This window comes from Rugamonas brunnea, assembly GCF_014042345.1.
Taxonomy (GTDB): Bacteria; Pseudomonadota; Gammaproteobacteria; order Burkholderiales; family Burkholderiaceae_D; genus Rugamonas; species Rugamonas brunnea.
In genome coordinates, this window is record NZ_JACEZT010000003.1 from 261,409 (window position 1) to 279,764 (window position 18,356).

At 67.3% G+C, this 18,356-nt stretch carries 15 protein-coding genes; 8 read left to right on the forward strand and 7 right to left on the reverse strand.

What is annotated here, in order from left to right; translation table 11 throughout:
* Positions 1-2: 2 nt before the first annotated feature.
* From bioA to H3H37_RS06960, 5 genes are all read right to left on the reverse strand, one after another.
* Positions 3-1,331: an adenosylmethionine--8-amino-7-oxononanoate transaminase gene (gene bioA, locus H3H37_RS06940; RefSeq protein WP_182160907.1), complete on the reverse strand. Its 1,329-nt coding sequence runs from the start codon at positions 1,329-1,331 to the stop codon at positions 3-5.
* A 27-nt stretch (positions 1,332-1,358) separates the two neighbouring features.
* Positions 1,359-2,144 carry an enoyl-CoA hydratase/isomerase family protein gene (locus H3H37_RS06945; protein ID WP_182160908.1) on the reverse strand — a complete coding sequence of 262 codons (786 nt, stop codon included), beginning with the start codon at positions 2,142-2,144 and terminating at the stop codon, positions 1,359-1,361.
* Positions 2,145-2,155: 11 nt separating this feature from the next.
* The gene (locus H3H37_RS06950) at positions 2,156-3,778 is read right to left on the reverse strand and encodes a carboxyl transferase domain-containing protein (protein WP_182160909.1); all 1,623 of its coding nucleotides are present in this window, start codon (positions 3,776-3,778) and stop codon (positions 2,156-2,158) included.
* A gap of 39 nt (positions 3,779-3,817) precedes the next feature.
* The gene (locus H3H37_RS06955; protein ID WP_182160910.1) at positions 3,818-4,255 is read right to left on the reverse strand and encodes a YchJ family protein; all 438 of its coding nucleotides are present in this window, start codon (positions 4,253-4,255) and stop codon (positions 3,818-3,820) included.
* Between the two features lie 164 nt (positions 4,256-4,419).
* Complete coding sequence (locus H3H37_RS06960; RefSeq protein WP_182160911.1) at positions 4,420-5,679, reverse strand: D-amino acid dehydrogenase; 1,260 nt, start codon at positions 5,677-5,679, stop codon at positions 4,420-4,422.
* A gap of 242 nt (positions 5,680-5,921) precedes the next feature.
* On the opposite strand from H3H37_RS06960, the gene H3H37_RS06965 reads away from it, so the two are divergent.
* The 7 genes from H3H37_RS06965 to H3H37_RS06995 all read left to right on the forward strand — a co-directional run bounded on the left by H3H37_RS06965 (position 5,922) and on the right by H3H37_RS06995 (position 13,317).
* The gene (locus H3H37_RS06965) at positions 5,922-6,662 is read left to right on the forward strand and encodes a GntR family transcriptional regulator (protein WP_182160912.1); all 741 of its coding nucleotides are present in this window, start codon (positions 5,922-5,924) and stop codon (positions 6,660-6,662) included.
* A gap of 84 nt (positions 6,663-6,746) precedes the next feature.
* Positions 6,747-7,628, forward strand: a complete 882-nt coding sequence (murQ, locus tag H3H37_RS06970) for an N-acetylmuramic acid 6-phosphate etherase (RefSeq protein ID WP_182160913.1) — start codon at positions 6,747-6,749, stop codon at positions 7,626-7,628.
* Between the two features lie 46 nt (positions 7,629-7,674).
* Positions 7,675-8,952 (forward strand): MFS transporter, encoded by a 1,278-nt coding sequence (locus H3H37_RS06975; RefSeq protein WP_229218699.1) that lies wholly within the window; start codon positions 7,675-7,677, stop codon positions 8,950-8,952.
* Between the two features lie 73 nt (positions 8,953-9,025).
* Positions 9,026-10,678 carry a glycoside hydrolase family 10-like protein gene (locus H3H37_RS06980; protein WP_229218700.1) on the forward strand — a complete coding sequence of 551 codons (1,653 nt, stop codon included), beginning with the start codon at positions 9,026-9,028 and terminating at the stop codon, positions 10,676-10,678.
* Positions 10,679-10,683: 5 nt separating this feature from the next.
* The gene (locus tag H3H37_RS06985) at positions 10,684-11,634 is read left to right on the forward strand and encodes an N-acetylglucosamine kinase (RefSeq protein WP_182161019.1); all 951 of its coding nucleotides are present in this window, start codon (positions 10,684-10,686) and stop codon (positions 11,632-11,634) included.
* An 82-nt stretch (positions 11,635-11,716) separates the two neighbouring features.
* The gene (locus tag H3H37_RS06990) at positions 11,717-12,631 is read left to right on the forward strand and encodes an N-acetylmuramoyl-L-alanine amidase (protein WP_375539991.1); all 915 of its coding nucleotides are present in this window, start codon (positions 11,717-11,719) and stop codon (positions 12,629-12,631) included.
* A 74-nt stretch (positions 12,632-12,705) separates the two neighbouring features.
* Positions 12,706-13,317 (forward strand): M15 family metallopeptidase, encoded by a 612-nt coding sequence (locus tag H3H37_RS06995; protein WP_182160914.1) that lies wholly within the window; start codon positions 12,706-12,708, stop codon positions 13,315-13,317.
* A gap of 75 nt (positions 13,318-13,392) precedes the next feature.
* Here the strand turns inward: H3H37_RS06995 and dacB are convergent, their stop codons facing one another.
* Both dacB and H3H37_RS07005 read right to left on the reverse strand, forming a co-directional pair.
* The gene (dacB, locus tag H3H37_RS07000) at positions 13,393-14,868 is read right to left on the reverse strand and encodes a D-alanyl-D-alanine carboxypeptidase/D-alanyl-D-alanine endopeptidase (RefSeq protein WP_182160915.1); all 1,476 of its coding nucleotides are present in this window, start codon (positions 14,866-14,868) and stop codon (positions 13,393-13,395) included.
* Positions 14,869-14,876: 8 nt separating this feature from the next.
* Entirely contained in the window at positions 14,877-16,115 is a 1,239-nt protein-coding gene (locus H3H37_RS07005; protein WP_182160916.1) for a spore maturation protein, read from the reverse strand.
* Positions 16,116-16,206: 91 nt separating this feature from the next.
* Between H3H37_RS07005 and H3H37_RS07010 the strand changes: the two genes are divergently transcribed.
* Positions 16,207-18,057: an ABC transporter substrate-binding protein gene (locus tag H3H37_RS07010; RefSeq protein WP_182160917.1), complete on the forward strand. Its 1,851-nt coding sequence runs from the start codon at positions 16,207-16,209 to the stop codon at positions 18,055-18,057.
* The last annotated feature ends 299 nt before the right edge of the window (positions 18,058-18,356 follow it).

Sequence of the window (18,356 nt, forward strand, 5' to 3'; positions counted from 1 at the left end):
GGTCAGCCCGCCAGTACTTTGTCGAACACGGCCAGCGTGTTGGCGGCCAGGCCGTCGATGTCGTCGTCGCTGAGGATGTAGGGCGGCATCATGTAGACGGTGGAACCAATGGGGCGCATCAGCAGTTCGTGTTCGAGCGCCGTGGAGAAGAAGCGGCGCGAGAAGTCGGCCGGGGCGCGGATCGCGTCGAAGGCCCAGATCATGCCGCGCTGGCGGAAGTGGCGCACGCGGTCATGGTTGGCCAGCGGCGCCAGCGCCTGCGTCAGCCGTTCGGCGCGGACGCGGTTGTGTTCGAGCACGTGGTCGTCCTCGAAGATCTGCAGCGTGGCCAGGGCGGCGCGGCAGGCCAGCGGGTTGCCCGTGTACGAGTGCGAGTGCAGGAAGCCGCGCGTGACGTCGGCGCTGTAGAAGGCCTGGTAGATGTCGTCGCGCGTCATCACCAGCGACAGCGGCAGGTAGCCGCCGCTGATGCCCTTGGACAGGCACAGGAAGTCGGGCCAGATGCCGGCCTGCTCGCACGCGAAGAAGGTGCCCGTGCGGCCGCAGCCGACGGCGATTTCGTCCAGGATCAGGTGCACCTGGTGGCGGTCGCACAGTTCGCGCACCAGCGTCAGGTACAGCGGGTCGTGCATGGCCATGCCGGTGGCGCACTGCACCAGCGGCTCGATGATGATGGCGGCGATCTTGTCGCCGCGTTCGACGAACAGGCGCTCCACGTCGGCCGCCGCGCGGCGCGCCACGTCCTGCGCCGTTTCGCCGTCCACGGCCTGGCGCGCGTCGGGCGACATCACGGTCTGGCTGGCGCGCAGCAGCGGGCCGTAGGCGTCCTTGAACAGGGCGACGTCGGTGACGGCCAAAGCACCGATGGTTTCGCCATGGTAGCTGCCCTTGAGGCAGACGAATTCCTGTTTTTCAGCCTGGCCGCGGTTGCGCCAGCTGTGGAAGCTCATTTTCAGCGCGATTTCCACGGCCGAGGCGCCATCGCTGGCGTAGAAGCAGTGGCCCAGCACATCGCCCGTGAGGGCCGCCAGTTGCTCGGACAGGCGGATCACCGGCTCATGGGTGAAACCGGCCAGCATCGCGTGCTCCAGCAGGTCCAGCTGCTCCTTGAGGGCGGCGTTGATGCGCGGGTTGGCATGGCCGAACAAGTTCACCCACCAGGAGCTGATCGCGTCCAGATAGCGCTTGCCTTCGTGGTCGTACAGCCAGGCGCCGCGGCCATGGCTGACGGGGATCAGCGGCACAGTTTCGTGATGCTGCATCTGGGTGCACGGATGCCACACGCTGCGCAGGCTGCGTACGACCCAGTCGCTTTGTTTGTTCGGTTCCAAAAATACTCCAGCTGAAAAATGGCCCGCCTAGTTCAACCAGGCCGGCTTGCGCTTATCCAGGAAGGACTGCACGCCTTCGCGGCCCTGCTCGGAAGCGCGGATATGGGCGATGCGCTCGGCCGTGTCGGCCAGCAGCGCATCGGTGACGGGGTGCCCGGCCACGTCGCGCACCAGCACCTTGGCTTGCTGCACGGCGTTCGGACTGTTGTTGACCAGCGCCTTGACGATGGCGGCTACGGTGGCGTCGAGTTCACCGGCGGCCACCACCTCGTGGGTGAAGCCGATGCGCAGCGCCTGCTGCGCCGTGAAGCGCTCGGCCGTGAGGAAGTAGCGGCGCGCCGCCTGTTCGCCCATGGCCTTGATCACGTAGGGCGAAATGGTGGCCGGGATCAGGCCCAGTTTCACTTCGCTCAGGCAGAAATTGGCTTCCTCCACCGCGACCACGATGTCGCAAGCGGCCACCAGGCCCATGCCGCCGGCGTAGCAGTCGCCCTGTACCTTGGCCACCACGGGCTTGGGGCACAGGTAGATAGTACGCAGCATCTCGGCCAACTGCATGGCGTCGGCGTTGTTCTCCTCGTGGGAGTAGCCGGCCATTTTTTTCATCCAGTTCAGGTCCGCGCCGGCGCAGAAGGCCGGGCCGTTGGCGGCCAGCACGATGGCGCGCACGGCTTCGTCGCGGCCCAGCTGGTCGAAGGCCAGCGTGATGTCGCTGATGGTGGTTTCGTTGAAGGCGTTGCGCACGTCGGGCCGGTTCAGGGTGATGGTGGCTACTTTGTCGGCGATGGCGATGGTCAGGGTTTGATAAGTCATGGCAGCCTCCATTACATGCGGAACACGCCGAATTTGGTATCGGGGATTTCCGCATTGAGCGCGGCCGACAGGCCCAGGCCCAGCACCATGCGGGTGTCGGCCGGGTCGATCACGCCGTCGTCCCACAGGCGCGCGGTGGCGTAGTAGGGATGGCCCTGATGCTCGTACTGGTCCTTGATGGGCTGCTTGAACGCGGCCTCCTCCTCGGCCGACCACTGGCCGCCCTTGGCCTCGATGCCGTCGCGCTTGACGGTGGCCAGCACGCTGGCCGCCTGGTCGCCGCCCATGACGGAGATGCGGGCGTTGGGCCACATCCACATGAAGCGCGGCGAGTAGGCGCGGCCGCACATGCCGTAGTTGCCGGCGCCGAAGCTGCCGCCGATGATGACGGTGAACTTGGGCACGGCGGCCGTGGCCACGGCCGTCACCATCTTGGCGCCGTTGCGGGCGATGCCTTCGTTCTCGTATTTGCGGCCGACCATGAAGCCGGTGATATTTTGCAGGAACACGAGCGGGATCTTGCGCTGCGCGCACAGCTCAATGAAGTGGGCGCCCTTCAGCGCCGACTCGGAGAACAGGATGCCGTTGTTGGCGATGATGCCGACCTTCATGCCGAAGATGTGGGCGAAGCCGCAGATCAGCGTGGTGCCGTAGCGGGCCTTGAATTCATCGAACTCGCTGCCGTCGACGATGCGGGCGATCACTTCGCGCACGTCGAACGGTTTGCGGGTGTCGACCGGGATCACGCCGTACAGCTCCTCGGTCGGGTATTTCGGCTCCACCGATTCGCGCAGCGCCATCTGCTGCGGCTTGGTGCGGTTCAGGTTGGAGACGATGGTGCGCGCCAGCGACAGCGCGTGCAGGTCGTTCTGCGCCAGGTGGTCGGCCACGCCGGACAAGCGGGTGTGGACGTCGCCACCGCCCAGGTCCTCGGCCGTGACCACCTCGCCGGTGGCCGCCTTCACCAGCGGCGGGCCGCCCAGGAAGATGGTGCCCTGCTCCTTGACGATGATCGACTCGTCGCTCATGGCCGGCACGTAGGCGCCGCCGGCCGTGCACGAACCCATCACCACGGCGATCTGCGGGATGCCCTTGGCCGACATATTGGCCTGGTTGTAGAAGATGCGGCCGAAGTGGTCGCGGTCGGGGAACACGTCGTCCTGGTTGGGCAGGTTGGCGCCGCCCGAATCGACCAGGTAGATGCAGGGCAGGTTGTTCTGGTCGGCGATCTCCTGTGCGCGCAGGTGCTTCTTCACCGTGACGGGGTAGTAGGTGCCGCCCTTGACGGTGGCGTCGTTACAGACGATCACGCACTCCTGGCCGGCCACGCGGCCGATGCCGGTGATGATGCCGGCGGCCGGCGCCGCGTCCACGCCGTTGGCGTCCTGGTACATGCCATAGCCGGCCATCTGGGAAAACTCGAGGAAGGGGGTGCCGGGATCGAGCAGCATCTGGACCCGGTCGCGCGGCAGCAGTTTGCCGCGCGCCACGTGCTTGGCGGCGGCCGCCGCGCCGCCGCCGGCCGCGATCTGCGCCACCTTGGCGCGCAGGTCGTCGACCAGGGTTTGCATGGCGGCGGCGTTGGTCTTGAAATCCTCGCTGCGCGGATTGAGTTTGCTTTCGATGTGCGGCATGTGGTTGTTCCTCGTGTTGTGGCGCTGTCTCCGGCGCCTTTATTCTGGAAAACTCCCGTCAACGTAATACCAGCGCAAGCCGCCCTCACCCTCCTCACGCACGAAGTTGCTGACCTCGTGCAGGCGCTGGGCGCGGCCATTGAGCTTGCAGCGCGCCACGAATTCGACGGTGTCCTGACGCAGCGCATCGTCGGATTCTGCTTTACGTTGACGTAAACGTAAAGCAGATTTTACCTCAAGTCCCAGCCACTGCAATTTTTCGCCGGCCACGATGATGGGTTCCGTGGGGCGCGTGCTGCTATGCCAGGTGGCTAGCAGGTAGGCTTCGTTGCCTAAAGTGTAGGCAGTGTAGCGTGAACGCATCAGTTGCTCGGCCGTGGCCGGGATGGCGGCGCCCTCCAGGTAGGGGCCGCAGCAGGTGGCGTAGGAAGGGCCGCCACACGGGCAAGCCGCGGACGTCGTTGTTTTTTTGGACATGAATGAGGGGGTGGACGGCGGAACAATCCCGCATTATCCGCCAATTCGGGATGGGACGGGCTGCGGGGCCATCCGCCACGGCCGCCGCAGTGCTTGCGCGCCGCGACAAAAAACCGTCGTTGCGCCCCCCGGCGCAACGACTTCCCCCTGAAAGCAGCCCGAGCCTAGCGCAGCCCCAGCCCCGCCAGTGGGAACGGCGTGGGCTGGCCGCGCATCACGCCGGCCAGAAGGCTGGCGCTGCCGCAGGAAAAGGTGAAGCCCAGCGCGCCGTGGCCCACGTTCAGCCACAGGTTGGGCAGCGGCGTGGCGCCGATGATGGGGGCGCCGTCCGGCGTGGCCGGGCGCAGGCCGGACCAGGCGACGGCATGTGCGTAGTCGGCCGCGCGCGGCATGGCGGCGCGGGCCGTGCGCGTGAGGCTGGCCACGCGGCGCGGGTCGATGGCGGGACGCTCGCCCACCATGTCCACCATGGCCGCGATCCGCAACTGGTCGCCGATGCGGGCGTACAGGGTCTTGCGCTCGAAATCCGTCACGCTGATGAACGGGGCGTTGTCGCCGGGGCGGACCGGCGCCGTCAGGCTGTAGCCCTTGAGTGGATACAGCGGCAGCCGCAAGCCTGCGCCGGCCGCCAGGTCGCGGCTCTGGATGCCGGCGGCCAGCACGAACTGGTCGGCGCTGAGCGGCCCGAGGCTGGTTTCCAGCGCCGCCACCTTGCCGTGCGCGACGCGCCAGCCTTGGGCGCTGCCCGGCAATGTGCCGTCGTAGCGCGGATGGCTGCGCAGCAGGTCCGCCAGCGACAGGCAGAAGGCGCGGCAGTCGGCCACCGCCTCGCCGCCCGTGTAGATGGCGCCGGCCAGGGCGGGCGCCAGCGTGGCCAGCGCCGGTTCCAGCGTCACCGTTTCATCCGGCGACAACAGCCGCACCAGCCCGCCATCGCGCGCCCCGTCCGCGCGGGCGCGGGCGGCGGCCGCGTCGAACAGGGCCGGCGAACGGTAGAGTACCAGCTTGCCCGGCTCGCGCCAGGCGAAGTCGGCTGGTGGGATCAGCGTCATCAGCTGTCCCATGGCCTCGCGGCTGTGTTCGCCCAAGCGCAGCAGCATGGCCGTGGTGCGGGCGTTGCTGGCGCTATTGCAGCGGAACAGGAATTGCGCCAGCCAGCGCCACTGGCGCGGGTCGGCCTCGGGACGCAGCCGCAGCGGGCCGTCGCGCTGCAGCAGCCAGTGCAGCGCCTTCAGTGGGACGCCAGCGTCGGCCAGCGGCGCCACGTAGCGGTAGCTGAGCTGGCCGCCGTTGGCGTGGCTGGCGCCACTGGCCGGCTCGGCCGCGCGTTCCAGCACGCGCACGCGGTAGCCCGCTTCCAGCAGCCACCAGGCTGTGGTCAACCCCACCACCCCGCCGCCGATGACGATCACCTGCTGTGCCATTGCCCCTCCTGATAGACAGTCCTAATCGCGTGTGGCGGACCCAATCGACCCGGGCGCATTCCGGGCGGCTGGGCCCTGCCGCCAGCATAGCGCCGTTGCCGTGCCTGGCATGATGAAAATACGCGATTCGCCTGCGCGAGCGTAGGATTGTTTGTCATTTTTCGCCAAACTGAAGGAAATTCGACTTTCCGGGCTACACGCCGGCCCCAACGCCAGTACACTAGCGCCGATAGGAGATTCATATGAGCCAGAGCAGTGCCGCATTCAAACCCGACGACAAGGACAATTCGCCCCTGTACATGCAAATCGCGCGCAAGCTGACCGACGACGTGCACAACGGCCGCTACCAGGTGGACCAGGCCCTGCCGTCCGAGCGCACGCTGTCCGAGTTGCTCAACGTGTCGCGGGTGACGGCGCGCAAGGCCATCGACCAGCTGGTGGACCAGGGCCTGGTGGTGCGCCGCCGCGGCTCGGGCAACTACATCGCGCCCCGCATCGAGCAGCCGCTGTCGAACCTGACCAGTTTTTCCGAGCAATTGCAGCAGCGCGGCCACCAGCCCGGCTCGCGCTGGCTCAAGCGTTCCATCGTCGCGCCGTCGCCGGACGAGCAACTGAGCCTGGGCCTGTCGCCGTATTCCAAGGTGGCGCGGCTGGAGCGCCTGCGCCTGGCCGACGACGTGGTGATGGCCTACGAGGTCAGCGTGCTGCCGCAGACCATCCTGGCCGATCCCGAGGCGGTGGGCGATTCGCTGTACCGCTACCTGGACAGCATTGGCAAGGCGCCGGTGCGCGCCTTGCAGCACATCCGCGCCATGAACGCCTCGGCCGAGCTGGCCCGCCAGCTGGGCGTGCCGGAGGGGCAGGCCGTGCTCTACATCACCCGCATCGCCTACCTGGAGTCGGGCGAGGCGATGGAATTGACCCATTCGTACTGCCACAGCGACCACTACGATTTCGTGGCGGAGATGCGCCGCCCCATCTGACTTGCCGGGGGGCAGTAAAGCTTTCATGGCGGTAGGCGGGGGTTTGGGATTACACTGAGCTTGTCTCGTTCTCGGACCACGGCGATGCTGAACACGGAAACCCCCCATCCGGACCACGGCCAGCTGGACCAGTACCCGCTGCCGGCGCTGATCGCGGCGCTGATCGACGATCAGGCGCGCGCCGTGCAAGCCGTGCGCGCCGCCGCGCCGGCCATCGCGGCCGCCGTGGAAGCCATGCTGCCGCGCATCAGCGCCGGCGGTCGCCTCATCTACGTGGGCGCCGGCACCTCGGGCCGCATCGGCGTGCTCGACAGCGTGGAACTCCATCCCACCTTTTCCTGGCCCCATGAGCGGGCCGTGGCCGTGCTGGCAGGCGGCCAGCCGGCCATGTTCGCGTCCGTCGAGGGCGCGGAGGACAAGCCGGAACTGGGCGCGGCCGACCTGCGCCGGCTGTATCCGGCCCCGCACGACGTGGTGCTGCTGCTGGCCGCGTCCGGCGCCACGCCCTATGTGCTGGGTGCGCTGCAGGCGGCCCGCAAGCTGGGCGCCTACACCATCGGCATCGCCAACAACGCCGGCTCGCCGCTGGCGCGCGAAGCCGACCTCGGCATCACCATCGACACCGGGCCGGAAATCATATCCGGCAGCACCCGCCTGAAAGCGGGCACGGCGCAGAAGATCGTGCTCAACACGCTGTCGAGCGCGCTGATGGTGCGGCTGCATAAAGTGTACGGAAACTTGATGGTAGACTTGCAGCCGACCAACGCCAAGCTGATGGCGCGCGCCGTGCGGCTGACCATGCACGCCACCGGCGCCGACGCGGCCGCCGCCCGCCTCGTGCTCGAGCAATGCCGCTTCCACGTCAAAGTGGCCATCGTGGCCTTGCTGCGGCAGGTGGACGTGGAGCAAGCCCAGGCCTGGCTCGACGAGGCCGACGGCAGCGTGCGCGCCGCGTTGACAAAATGATACAAATTTGCCGTCGCGGCACCGGAAACTGACTCATTAGGAAAGCATGGAGCAACGCAGCCCGTGGTGGTGGGTGCCCACCCTGTATTTCGGCCAAGCCATCCCCTACGTGGTGGTGATGACGCTGTCGGTCGTCATGTACAAGAACCTGGGCGTGTCGAACACCGATATCGCGCTGTACACGGGCTGGCTGTACCTGCCGTGGGTGATCAAGCCGCTGTGGTCGCCCGTGGTCGAGTTGTTGCGCACGCGCCGGCTGTGGATCGTGGCCATGCAATTGCTGCTGGGCGCGTCGCTGGCGCTGGTGGCCCTGACCACCAGCCTGCCGCAGTTCTTCCAGATCAGCCTGGCCTTGTTGTGGCTGATGGCGTTCAGCTCCGCCACGCACGACATCGCGGCTGACGGTTTTTACATGCTGGGCCTGCCCCAGCACCAGCAAGCCGCGTTCGTCGGCGTGCGCTCCACGTTCTACCGGCTGGCCATGATCGCCGGCCAGGGCGGGCTGGTCTACCTGGCCGGCAAGCTGTCCGAGTCGCTGGACAGCGTGCGGCTGGCGTGGTCCATCGTGTTCTTCGTACTGGCCGTGCTGTTCGTGCTGCTGTTCGCCTACCACCAACTGGTGCTGCCGCGCCCGGCTGCGGATCGCCCGCCGGCGGCCGGCGGCGCCCTGCTGCGCGATTTCCTGGCCACCTTCAAGAGCTTTTTCCGCAAGCCCGGCATCGGCGTGATACTGGGCTTTTTGTTGCTGTTCCGTCTGGGCGAGGCGCAGTTGCTCAAGCTGGCCGTCCCGTTCCTGCTCGATCCGGCCGACAAGGGCGGCCTCGGGCTGACGACGGCCCAGGTGGGACTGGTGTACGGCACCATCGGCGTGGCGGCGCTGACCGTGGGCGGCCTGCTGGGCGGCGTGGCTGTGGCGCGCTACGGCCTCAAGCGTTGCCTGTGGGGCATGGTGTTGGCCGTGCACTTGCCGGACCTGGTGTTTGTCTACCTGGCCAGCGCGCTGCCGCACAATGTCTACCTGATTGGCGCCAGCATTGCGCTCGAACAACTGGGCTACGGGTATGGCTTCGCCGCCTACCTGATGTACATGATCCTGGTGGCCGAGGGCGAACACAAGACGGCCCATTACGCCATCTGCACCGGCTTCATGGCGCTCGGCATGATGGTGCCGGGCATGGCCAGCGGCTGGATCCAGCAGCAACTGGGCTACCAGCACTTTTTCATCTGGGTGTGCGTGGCGACGGTGCCGGCCTTTGTCATGGCCGCGCTGGTGAAAATCGATCCCGAATTCGGCCGGAAACAGGCGCCGGCCGCATTACAATAGGGCATTGCGGGCATCGCGCGTGATCTGGATCGGGGAATGGTAAGTGGAGTTTAATGCGAAAAAGCGGCAGTCCTTGGCCGCCTGCGTGGCTGGCGGCCTGGCCGCGCTGTTGAGCGCTTGCTCGTCGACGCCGATGGCGCCGGGCCAGCCTGCGCCATCGGGCTCCGGCACGGGTTCTGGCGCCGGCATAGGTTCTGCCGGCGGCGCTGGCGCTGGTGCGGGCCCCAATTCCGGCGCAGCCGCCGATCCGGCCGTCCCGCCGCCGGCCCCGCGCGAATTCCGCGCCGCCTGGGTCTCGACCGTGGCCAACATCGACTGGCCCAGCCGCAGCAACCTGAGCGTGGACAAGCAGCAGGCCGAGGCGCTGGCCATCCTGGAGCGGGCCAAGGCCCTGAACCTGAACGCCATCGTGCTGCAGGTGCGCCCCAGCGCCGACGCCATCTACCCGTCCGAGCTGGAACCGTGGTCGGAATTCCTCACCGGCCAGCAGGGCCGCGCGCCCCGTCCCCTGTACGACCCGCTGCAATTCTGGATCGACCAGGCCCACGCGCGCGGGCTGGAACTGCATGCGTGGTTCAACCCGTACCGGGCCCGCCACGCGACGGCCAAAAGCCCGCTCACGTCCGGCCACATCGCCAACACCCAGCCGGAAGCCGTCAAGCCCTACGGCCGCTACCTGTGGATGGACCCCGGCGAGCAGGCCGCCTCGCGCCACACGCTGGAGGTGGTGCTGGACGTGGTGCGCCGCTACGATATCGACGGCGTCCACATCGACGATTACTTCTACCCGTATCCCATCGACGCGCCCAATGCCCCCGGCGCCGAGGGTGCTGCGCTCGATGGCGGCGCCGGGACCAAGGCGGAACTGGAATTCCCCGACCAGCCCTCGTGGCAGCGCTACCTGCTGGCCGGCGGCCAGTTGGACCGGGCCGCGTGGCGCCGCCAGAACGTCAACCAGCTGATCGAAGCGCTGTACAAGGGCATCCACAAGGAAAAGGCGTGGGTGCGCTTTGGCATCAGCCCGTTCGGCATCGGCCGCCCGGACCGGCGCCCGGCCGGCATCGTCGGCTTCAGCCAGTACGACAAGCTGTATGCGGACGCCGAACTGTGGCTGGCCAACGGCTGGCTCGATTACCTGGCGCCCCAGCTGTACTGGCCCGTGGCGCAGGCGCCGCAGGCGTTCGACGTGCTGCTCGACTACTGGCTGGCGCAGAACACCCAGGGCCGCCACGTGTGGCCCGGCCTCTACACCAGTCGCATCGACAATTCCAGCAAGGCCTTCCCGCCCGAGGAGATCGTCAAGCAGATCGGCGTCACGCGCAGCCGCACGGGCGGCCACGGCCACCTGCATTTCAGCGTGGCGGCCCTGATGGAGAACCGCAAGGGCGTGTGCGACCAGCTCAAGACCCAGGCTTACCAGTACGCGGCGCTGGTGCCGCCCACGCCGTGGCTGGGCGCCGCGCCGCCATCCGCGCCGGCCGTCACGGCCCGCCGCGACGGCGCCGGCGTCGCGCTCAAGCTGGCGCCGGGCGCCGGCAAGGCCGTGGCCCAATACGCCGTCTGGTCGCGCTATGGCAATGAGTGGCGCTTCGCCGTCGCTCCCGGCACGCGCACGGAATTGCGCCTGCCCGACGACGGCACGGCCGGCGCGGCCAGCGCGGTCGTCGTCAGCGCCGTCGACCGGCTCGGCAACGAGAGCGCGCGCGTGACGGTGGCCGCCGCGTGAACGCCATGCACATGCGCCATTCCTCATCCCGCTTCGGCCTGGGTATCGACGCGGGCGGCACCCAGACCCGCTGGGCGCTGGCCAGCGCCGATGGCGTGATCGTGGCCGAGGGCCACGTGGGCGGCCTGACGGCCCTGCAGATGGAAAGCGAGACGGGACGCGCCGCCGTCCACGCCAGCTTCACGGCGCTGTGCGCGGCCGTGCTGGCGGCCGGTCGTCCGGACGCCGTGTGCGCCGGCCTCACCGGCTTTGGCGGCGACAGCGTGAAGCTCGCGCACTGGCTCGCCACCCTGCTGGCCATCGCGCCTGATGCCGTCTCGGTGCGCAATGATATCGAGATCGCCTGCCTGGACACCTTCGCACCGGGTCACGGCTACCTGGTCTACGCGGGCACGGGTTCAATCGCGGCCTGGGTCGACGAGCATGGCCAGTTCCACCGGGCCGGCGGGCGCGGCGTGCTGCTCGACGATGGCGGTGGCGGCTACTGGATCGCGCGCGAAGCGCTGCGCAGCATCTGGCGCCGCGAGGATGAAACGCCGGGCGCGTGGCGCGAATCGCCGCTGGCGCAGGCGGTGTTCGCCCACGTGGGCGGGAGCGACTGGGCCCACAGCCGCCAGTTCATGTATGGCCAGGATCGCGGCACCATAGGACGGCTGGCGCTGGCGGTGGCCGCCAGCGTGGAGGCCGACCCGGAAGCGCGCCGCATCCTGCTGGACGCGGGCCTGGAGCTGGCCCGGCTGGCCAACGCCATGGTGCGCCGCTACGGCATGCGGCCCGTGGTGCTGGCCGGACGCGCGGCGGAACTGCATCCGCTGCTGGCGCAATCGATGCGCGCCGAGCTGCTGGCCGGCGTGCCGCTGCAGCAAAAGACGGTGCGCCCGCACCACGCGGCGGCCCGCATCGCTGCCCAGGCCCGCCATTTCCCGTTCCACCGGCCCGATACCACGTATGAATAACCGTTCCCACCCGCGTCCCGGCCGCCCGCGCGCGGTGTTGTCATCGCTGCCATCGCTGCGATCACTGGCGTCGTTGCCGTCGTTGCCCACGTTGCCATCGCTGGCGCCGCTGGCCATGCTGGCGCTGCTGGCCGGTTGCGCCGTGGCGCCGTCCGGCCCCCGGCTCGACCACAGCTACACGGCGCGCAGCCAGAGCGACCGCGTCAAATTCATCGTGCTGCACTACACGGCTGGCGACCTGACCCGTTCCCTCAAGACCCTGACCCAGGACGTGGTGAGCAGCCACTACCTGCTGACGGACGGCGAGCAGCCATTTTTCTACACGTTGGTGGACGAATCGCGGCAGGCCAACCACGCGGGTGTGAGTAACTGGAAGACTTATACACAGCTGAACGTCAGCTCGATTGGCATCGAGATCGTCAACCCCGGCTTCCGCGACACGCCCGAGGGCCGGATCTGGTATCCGTTCTCGCAAGCCCAGATCGACCAGCTGATTCCGCTGCTCAGGCAGATCATGGCGCGTCATAACATCCCACCCGAGAACGTGCTCGGTCACAGCGACATCGCGCCCCAGCGCAAGCAGGACCCCGGTCCGCTGTTCCCGTGGAAGCAACTGGCCGACGCGGGACTGGTGCGCTGGCCCAGCCCCGTGCAAGTGGCCGCGCGCCTGCCCGTGTTCACGGCGCAGTTGCCCGATATCGGCTGGTTCCAGCAGAAACTGGCGCAGCATGGCTATGCCGTGCCGCAGACGGGCGAATTGGACGCGGCCACCCGCAACGTGCTGGTGGTGTTCCAGTCCAAGTACCGGCAGGCCCGGTTCGACGGCGAGCCGGATGCGGAAACGGCCGCCATCCTCGACGCGCTGACGTCGCCGGCCATGCCTACACCGCCGTCAGCCGTGTCCCCGCCAACTGTAGCGCCGCCAACTGTCGCGCCGCCGGCGCCGCCCGTGGCGCCATCCGTGCCGCCGCCCCCGGAGCCGGCCCAGGAAAACTGAAGGGGCTTACGCGCGCGCCATGCGCGGAGCCAAACTTGCGGTTATGCTTAGCTTGGCCCGTCATGGAGGACAGCATGCATCCAGCCATATCCTGCGAAGCGATCGCCAGCGACGGCGCATTCCGGCCGTTGGCCAGCGTGGCCGGCATCGCCATCGACCTGCGCTATGCCACGCCCGACAACTTCGTCGGCCGCGACCTGTACACCCCGCTCGATTGCGCCTGGCTGCACCAGGAGGCGGCCGCCGCACTGGAACTGGCCGTCGATTGGCTGGCCTCGCGCTGGCCCGGCTACCGGTTGCTGGTGCTGGATGCGCTGCGTCCGCAGCGGGTGCAGGAACAACTGTGGCTGGCGCTGCAGGGCACGGATTTGCTCGGCTATATCGCGGAGCCGGGGCGTGGTTCCATCCATTCCTTCGGCATGGCGGTCGACCTGACCATACTCGACGACGCGGGTTGCGAGCTGGATATGGGCACCGCCTTCGATGACCTGAGCGAGCGCTCCCACCCGGTGCTGGAGCCGGAACTGCTGGCTAGCGGTGCGCTCACCGCCACCCAGACCGGCAACCGTCAATTGCTGCGCGACGCCATGGCGCACGCGGGCTGGGTCGGCATCAACACGGAATGGTGGCACTTCGATTGCGGCGACCGCGAGCGGGTGCGCGCCAGTTACACCCGTGTGTTGTGAACAACATTCCGTGCGAAACGATATAAACAGTATGGTTCGATTATTTCCGCTGATCGGCGGTTAATCGGCGGCTCGTCAGCGGGTGGCCACCGGCGGTTGCGGACCACGCGCGACCCAATCGACCAGCGCATCGAGCACCGCGCGGCCGGCGCCGTTGGCCACGTGCTCGTCGTTGATGAGGGCCACCACCACGCACGGGTGGCCGCTGGCGTCGGGCACGTAGCCGGCGATGGCCACTACGGCGTGCAGGCTGCCCGTCTTGAGGCGCGCGTGCAGGGCGGCGGGGCTGTCCTTGAGACGCTTGCGCATGGTGCCGTCCAGGCCGGCGATGGGCAGGCTGGAGAGGAATTCGGGCATCCACAAGCTGCGCTGGCCCGCCTGCAGCACCCCCGCCAGCTGGGCCGGCGTGGCACGTTCGAGCCGCGACAGGCCGGAACCGTTCTCCAGCACCAGGCCTTCGGTGGCGATGCCGTGTTCGCGCAGCCATGCGTGGATGCGTTGTTCGGCGCGCACTGCCGTGCTGTCGGCCGATGGCGGCAGCGGGTGGCTGCCCAGCGCGCTGTCGGTTTCCAGGCTGCCCAGGCTGAGGAACAGGGTGCGGGCCAGCGTGTTGTCCGATGGCTTGTTGATGTCGCGCAGCAGCTCGGGCAGCGGGCGCGACACGTGGGCTGCCAGCAGGCGCGAGGTGGGCGGCGTGGTGGCGTCCGGGCTGGCCTCGCGTACGTCGCCATTGAGCACGCCACCCAGGCGTTTCCATGTGGTGCGCAGCAGGCGCTCCAGGTAGTCGTGGCGGTCCAGCACGTTGACGCTGGTTGAGATGCTGCAATCGCGCGGGAAGGTGCCGCGCAATACCACGTTGATTTTGCCGTCCGTGCGCACGGCTTCGGGCCGCTTCCAGCCGTTTTCCCATTCAGCGCATGGCGCGTCCACCAGTTTCAGGTCCGCTTTCAGGCCTACCTTGTCCATGGCCGGCAGCATCACGGCCGACAACTGGCCGCCCGTCGAGCGCAATTCCAGCCGCAGCAGGTTGGTGTTGAGCAGTAGCGCGTCCGGCACCACGTTGTAGTAGGCGTATGGGTATTCATCGAACGGCGGAGCGTGCGGGTCAGGCTGGGCCGGCTGGAACAGCTGGCGGTCGAGCACGATGTCGCCCTTGATGCGCCACACGCCCTGATTGCGTAACTCCTGCAGCATGCGGGTCAGCACGTCCTCGCTCAGATCGGCATCGGCCCCGCCGCGCAGGTACAGGTCACCGCGCAGCACGCCGCGCACCAGTTCCGCATCCGTACGCAATTCCGTACGTCCGCGGAACACGGGGCCCAGTTCGTCCAGCGCCACCATGGTGGTGAACAGCTTCATCGTGGACGCGGCCTGCATGCTGCGCTCGGCGCCATGGGACAGCAGCGGCACGCCGTCGCGCAGCACGATTGCGCCCACCGCTTCCTGTGGAATGCGGGCCGCCTGCAGCAGCTGGGCCACAGGTTCGGGCAGCTGGGCGTGGGCGGCGGTGGCCAGGGTGGCAAACAGGATGGCGAGTAGCGAACGGCGCATGGCGATGGTCAGTGGAAGAAGGCGTAGGACACGAGGATGGCGGCCACCACCCCGGCAAAATCGGCGATCAGGCCGCAGGAGATGGCGTAGCGGGTCTTGCGGATGCCCACCGAGCCGAAGTACAGCGCCACGATGTAGAACGTGGTGTCGGCCGAACCCTGGAACACGCAGGTGAGGCGGCCGATGAAGGAATCGGGGCCGTAGGTCTTCATGGCGTCGATCATCAGGGCCTTGGAGGCGCTGCTGCTCAAGGGCTTCATGAGCGCCGTCGGCAGCGAGGGCACGAAGTCCGCGTTCCAGCCCAGCTGCGTCACCACCCAATCGAGGCCGTTGATCACGAAACCGAGCACGCCGGCGTTGCGGATCACGCTGATGGCCACCAGCATGCCCACCAGGTAGGGAATGATGGTGATGGACGTCTGGATGCCGCCCTTGGCCCCTTCGATGAACGCTTCGTACACATTCACCTTCTTCCATAGCGCGGCGATGATGAAGGCCGCGATGACCACGATCAGCACCAGGTTGCTCACCACCTTGGACACCTGCTCGATCTCGCTGCGCGCCAGATATTGCGTGAAATACCACACGGTGGCGCCGATGAAGGCCGTGATGCCGCCCAGCCAGCCCATGACGACGCCGTTGAACAGGTTGATGCGCTGGCGGATCGCCACGCCGATGATGCCGGCCATGGTGGCGACGTAGGTGGCGATCATGCAGGGGATGAAGATGTCGGACGGGTCGTGCGCGCCCTGGATCGCGCGCTGGGCCATGATGGCGACCGGGATCAGGGTCAGGCCCGAGGTGTGCAGCACCAGGAACATGATTTGCGCGTTGCTCGGCTCATCTTTGTTGGAGTTGAGGGTTTGCAGGCTCTCCATGGCCTTCAGGCCGAACGGGGTGGCCGCGTTGTCCAGGCCCAGCAGGTTGGCCGAGAAGTTCATCACCATGTGGCCGGTGGCCGGGTGGTTCTTCGGCACCTCGGGGAAGATGCGCGAGAAGAACGGCGAGATCACGCGCGCCAGCAGGTTCACAATGCCGGCCTTCTCGCCGATGTTCATGATGCCCAGCCACAGCGTCATCACCCCGGCCAGCGGCAGCGCGATATCCATCACGCCCAGCCGGGCTGAATCGAAGGTGCCTTCGATGATGCGCTTGAAGATTTCCGTATCGCCCATGAGCAGCCACTGCGCCAGCGCGGCGGCGAAGCCCACCAGGAAAAAGCCAGACCAGATGTAATTGAGCGACATAAAGCGGGAAATTCCTCAAACGGGATGGGATAGGCAATATTGCAGCCAGAGTATAGAGTATGCTGGCCGCGCATTCTCAACGGAAGATCACATGAAGCGTTACTGGACATCGATTGTGGCCGCCGCCGTGCTGGCGCTGGCCGGCTGGGGCTCCGCCGCGCAGGCCGCCGCTGCCGCCGCGCCCGCAGCCGCTGGCACCGCACCAGCAGCCGCCACCGCCGTGTCGGCCGCCGCTGTCGCCATCACCGCACCGAAAGTGCTGCACGCCTTCCTGAGTACGGGCGAAACGGGGCTGGACCCGGCCGTCGCCTCCGACCTGGCCAGCCTCAGCCTGCTGGAAAACCTGTTCGACCCGCTGCTGCGCTATGACTACCTGGCCCGTCCCGTGCGGTTGCAGCCGAACACGGTCAGCGCCATGCCCACCATCGACGAAGGCGGTCTGCGCTACACCTTCCACCTCCAGCCCGGCATTGTGTTCTCGCCCGACCCCGCCTTCCACGGCACGCGGCGCGAAGTGACGGCCCAGGACTACGTCTACAGCCTGATGCGCCTGTACGATCCGGCATTGAAATCGCCTTGGCTGTTCCTGCTCGAAGGCAAACTGGAAGGCGACAGCGCGCTCAAAGGCGACGGTTTCCGCTATGACCGCCCCATCGCCGGCCTGCGCGCGCTGGACAAATACACGCTGCAACTGCGGCTGACGGCGCCCGATCCCAACTTCCTGTTCTATCTCGCCATCCCTGCGACTGGCGTGGTGGCGCGCGAAGTGGCGGACGCCTACGGCAACCAGTTCGGCAACCATCCGGTCGGCACCGGCCCGTTCGTGATGGGCGAGTGGAAGCACAGCGACAAGATCACGCTGCTGGCCAATCCTGATTACCGCCCCACCATCTTCCATGCCGGGCCGGACGTGGCGCCGGCCGACCGCGCGCTGGCCGCAGCGCTGGAAGGCAAGCGGCTGCCGCTCGTGCAGCGGGTCGAGGTGAAGATCATGGAGGAATACCAATCGCGCATGCTGGGCTTCCTGAACGGCGAATTCGACTACCTGGAGCAGGTGCCGGAATCGATGAAGGACATGGTACTGACGCCCGACGCCACACCCACCCTGAAACCCGAACTGGCCCGCAAGGGCATGACGCTCACGCCCTTCCCCGTGCTGCAGACCTACTACATGTGGATGAACATGGACGCCCCGCTGATCGGCGGCTACAGCAAGGACAAGGTGGCGCTGCGGCGCGCCATCGCGCTCGGCTACAACGGCGCGGAAGACATCGCACTGTTGAAGAAAGGACTGGCGCTGCCCGCGCAAACCCCGCTGCCGCCCAATGTGCGTGGCTACGATCCCGCTTTCCGCAGCCCGACCGTGTACGACCCCGCGCTGGCGCGCGCGCTGCTGGACCGCTACGGCTATCGCCTGGGCGCGGATGGCTACCGCCGCCAGCCCAATGGCCAGCCGCTCACGCTCATCATGCACACGGAACCGACCACGGTCGGCCGGCTGCGCGACGAGCTGTGGCGCAAGAACCTGAACGCCATCGGCCTGCGGGTGGAATTCAAGAGTGACAAGAAGACGGAAGTGATCAAAGCCTCGCGGCTGGGCAAGGTAATGATGTTCGAAACCAACTGGATCGCCGACTTCCCCGACGGCGACAACTTCTACCAGCTGCTGTACGGCCCCAACAGCGGCCGCGCCAACTACGCCCGCTTCAACCTGCCCGCGTTCAACCAGCGCTATGAGCAGGCCAGCAAGCTCGGCGACTCGCCCGAGCGCACCAAACTGTTCGACGAGATGGCCCAGCTGCTGCACGCCTACGCGCCTTGGGTCCTGCTCACGCACCCCATCTCGGCCGACCTGCAACAACCGTGGCTGCAACACTACAAGCGCCACCCCGTCGCGTTGACGGCATGGCGCTACGTCGACATCGAACGGACTGCGCGCTGACAAGAGACCGGGGTCAGGTCATGCACTGGTGCATGACCTGACCCCGGTTTCATAGCGCGCACCAAACTATTTTGTGCGCCGCACAAAAAACTGTGCTACACTGCGTTCTGTGGTGAGGTTTGTTTGCAAACAGCACCGCTATCCAGTAGCATGCGCCGCGATTTGTATTGTGTAAGTTCAAATTGTGCAAAGCCGCAAACGCTTGGATTTGTAATTCCGAATACGTTGGTCGATTTACACGTTGGGGGCACCACGCAGATAGCATGGGCGCCCGAGACTCTGGAGGCACTTTGCAGATA

Excerpts from the sequence above, each read along its gene's own strand:
- H3H37_RS06945 (WP_182160908.1), bottom strand. The coding sequence starts at position 2,144 with ATGACTTATCAAACCCTGACCATCGCCATCGCCGACAAAGTAGCCACC.
- H3H37_RS06950 (WP_182160909.1), bottom strand. The coding sequence starts at position 3,778 with ATGCCGCACATCGAAAGCAAACTCAATCCGCGCAGCGAGGATTTCAAG.
- H3H37_RS06955 (WP_182160910.1), bottom strand. The coding sequence starts at position 4,255 with ATGTCCAAAAAAACAACGACGTCCGCGGCTTGCCCGTGTGGCGGCCCT.
- H3H37_RS06960 (WP_182160911.1), bottom strand. The coding sequence starts at position 5,679 with ATGGCACAGCAGGTGATCGTCATCGGCGGCGGGGTGGTGGGGTTGACC.
- H3H37_RS06965 (WP_182160912.1), top strand. The coding sequence starts at position 5,922 with ATGAGCCAGAGCAGTGCCGCATTCAAACCCGACGACAAGGACAATTCG.
- murQ (WP_182160913.1), top strand. The coding sequence starts at position 6,747 with ATGCTGAACACGGAAACCCCCCATCCGGACCACGGCCAGCTGGACCAG.
- H3H37_RS06975 (WP_229218699.1), top strand. The coding sequence starts at position 7,675 with ATGGAGCAACGCAGCCCGTGGTGGTGGGTGCCCACCCTGTATTTCGGC.
- H3H37_RS06985 (WP_182161019.1), top strand. The coding sequence starts at position 10,684 with ATGCACATGCGCCATTCCTCATCCCGCTTCGGCCTGGGTATCGACGCG.
- H3H37_RS06995 (WP_182160914.1), top strand. The coding sequence starts at position 12,706 with ATGCATCCAGCCATATCCTGCGAAGCGATCGCCAGCGACGGCGCATTC.
- dacB (WP_182160915.1), bottom strand. The coding sequence starts at position 14,868 with ATGCGCCGTTCGCTACTCGCCATCCTGTTTGCCACCCTGGCCACCGCC.
- H3H37_RS07005 (WP_182160916.1), bottom strand. The coding sequence starts at position 16,115 with ATGTCGCTCAATTACATCTGGTCTGGCTTTTTCCTGGTGGGCTTCGCC.
- H3H37_RS07010 (WP_182160917.1), top strand. The coding sequence starts at position 16,207 with ATGAAGCGTTACTGGACATCGATTGTGGCCGCCGCCGTGCTGGCGCTG.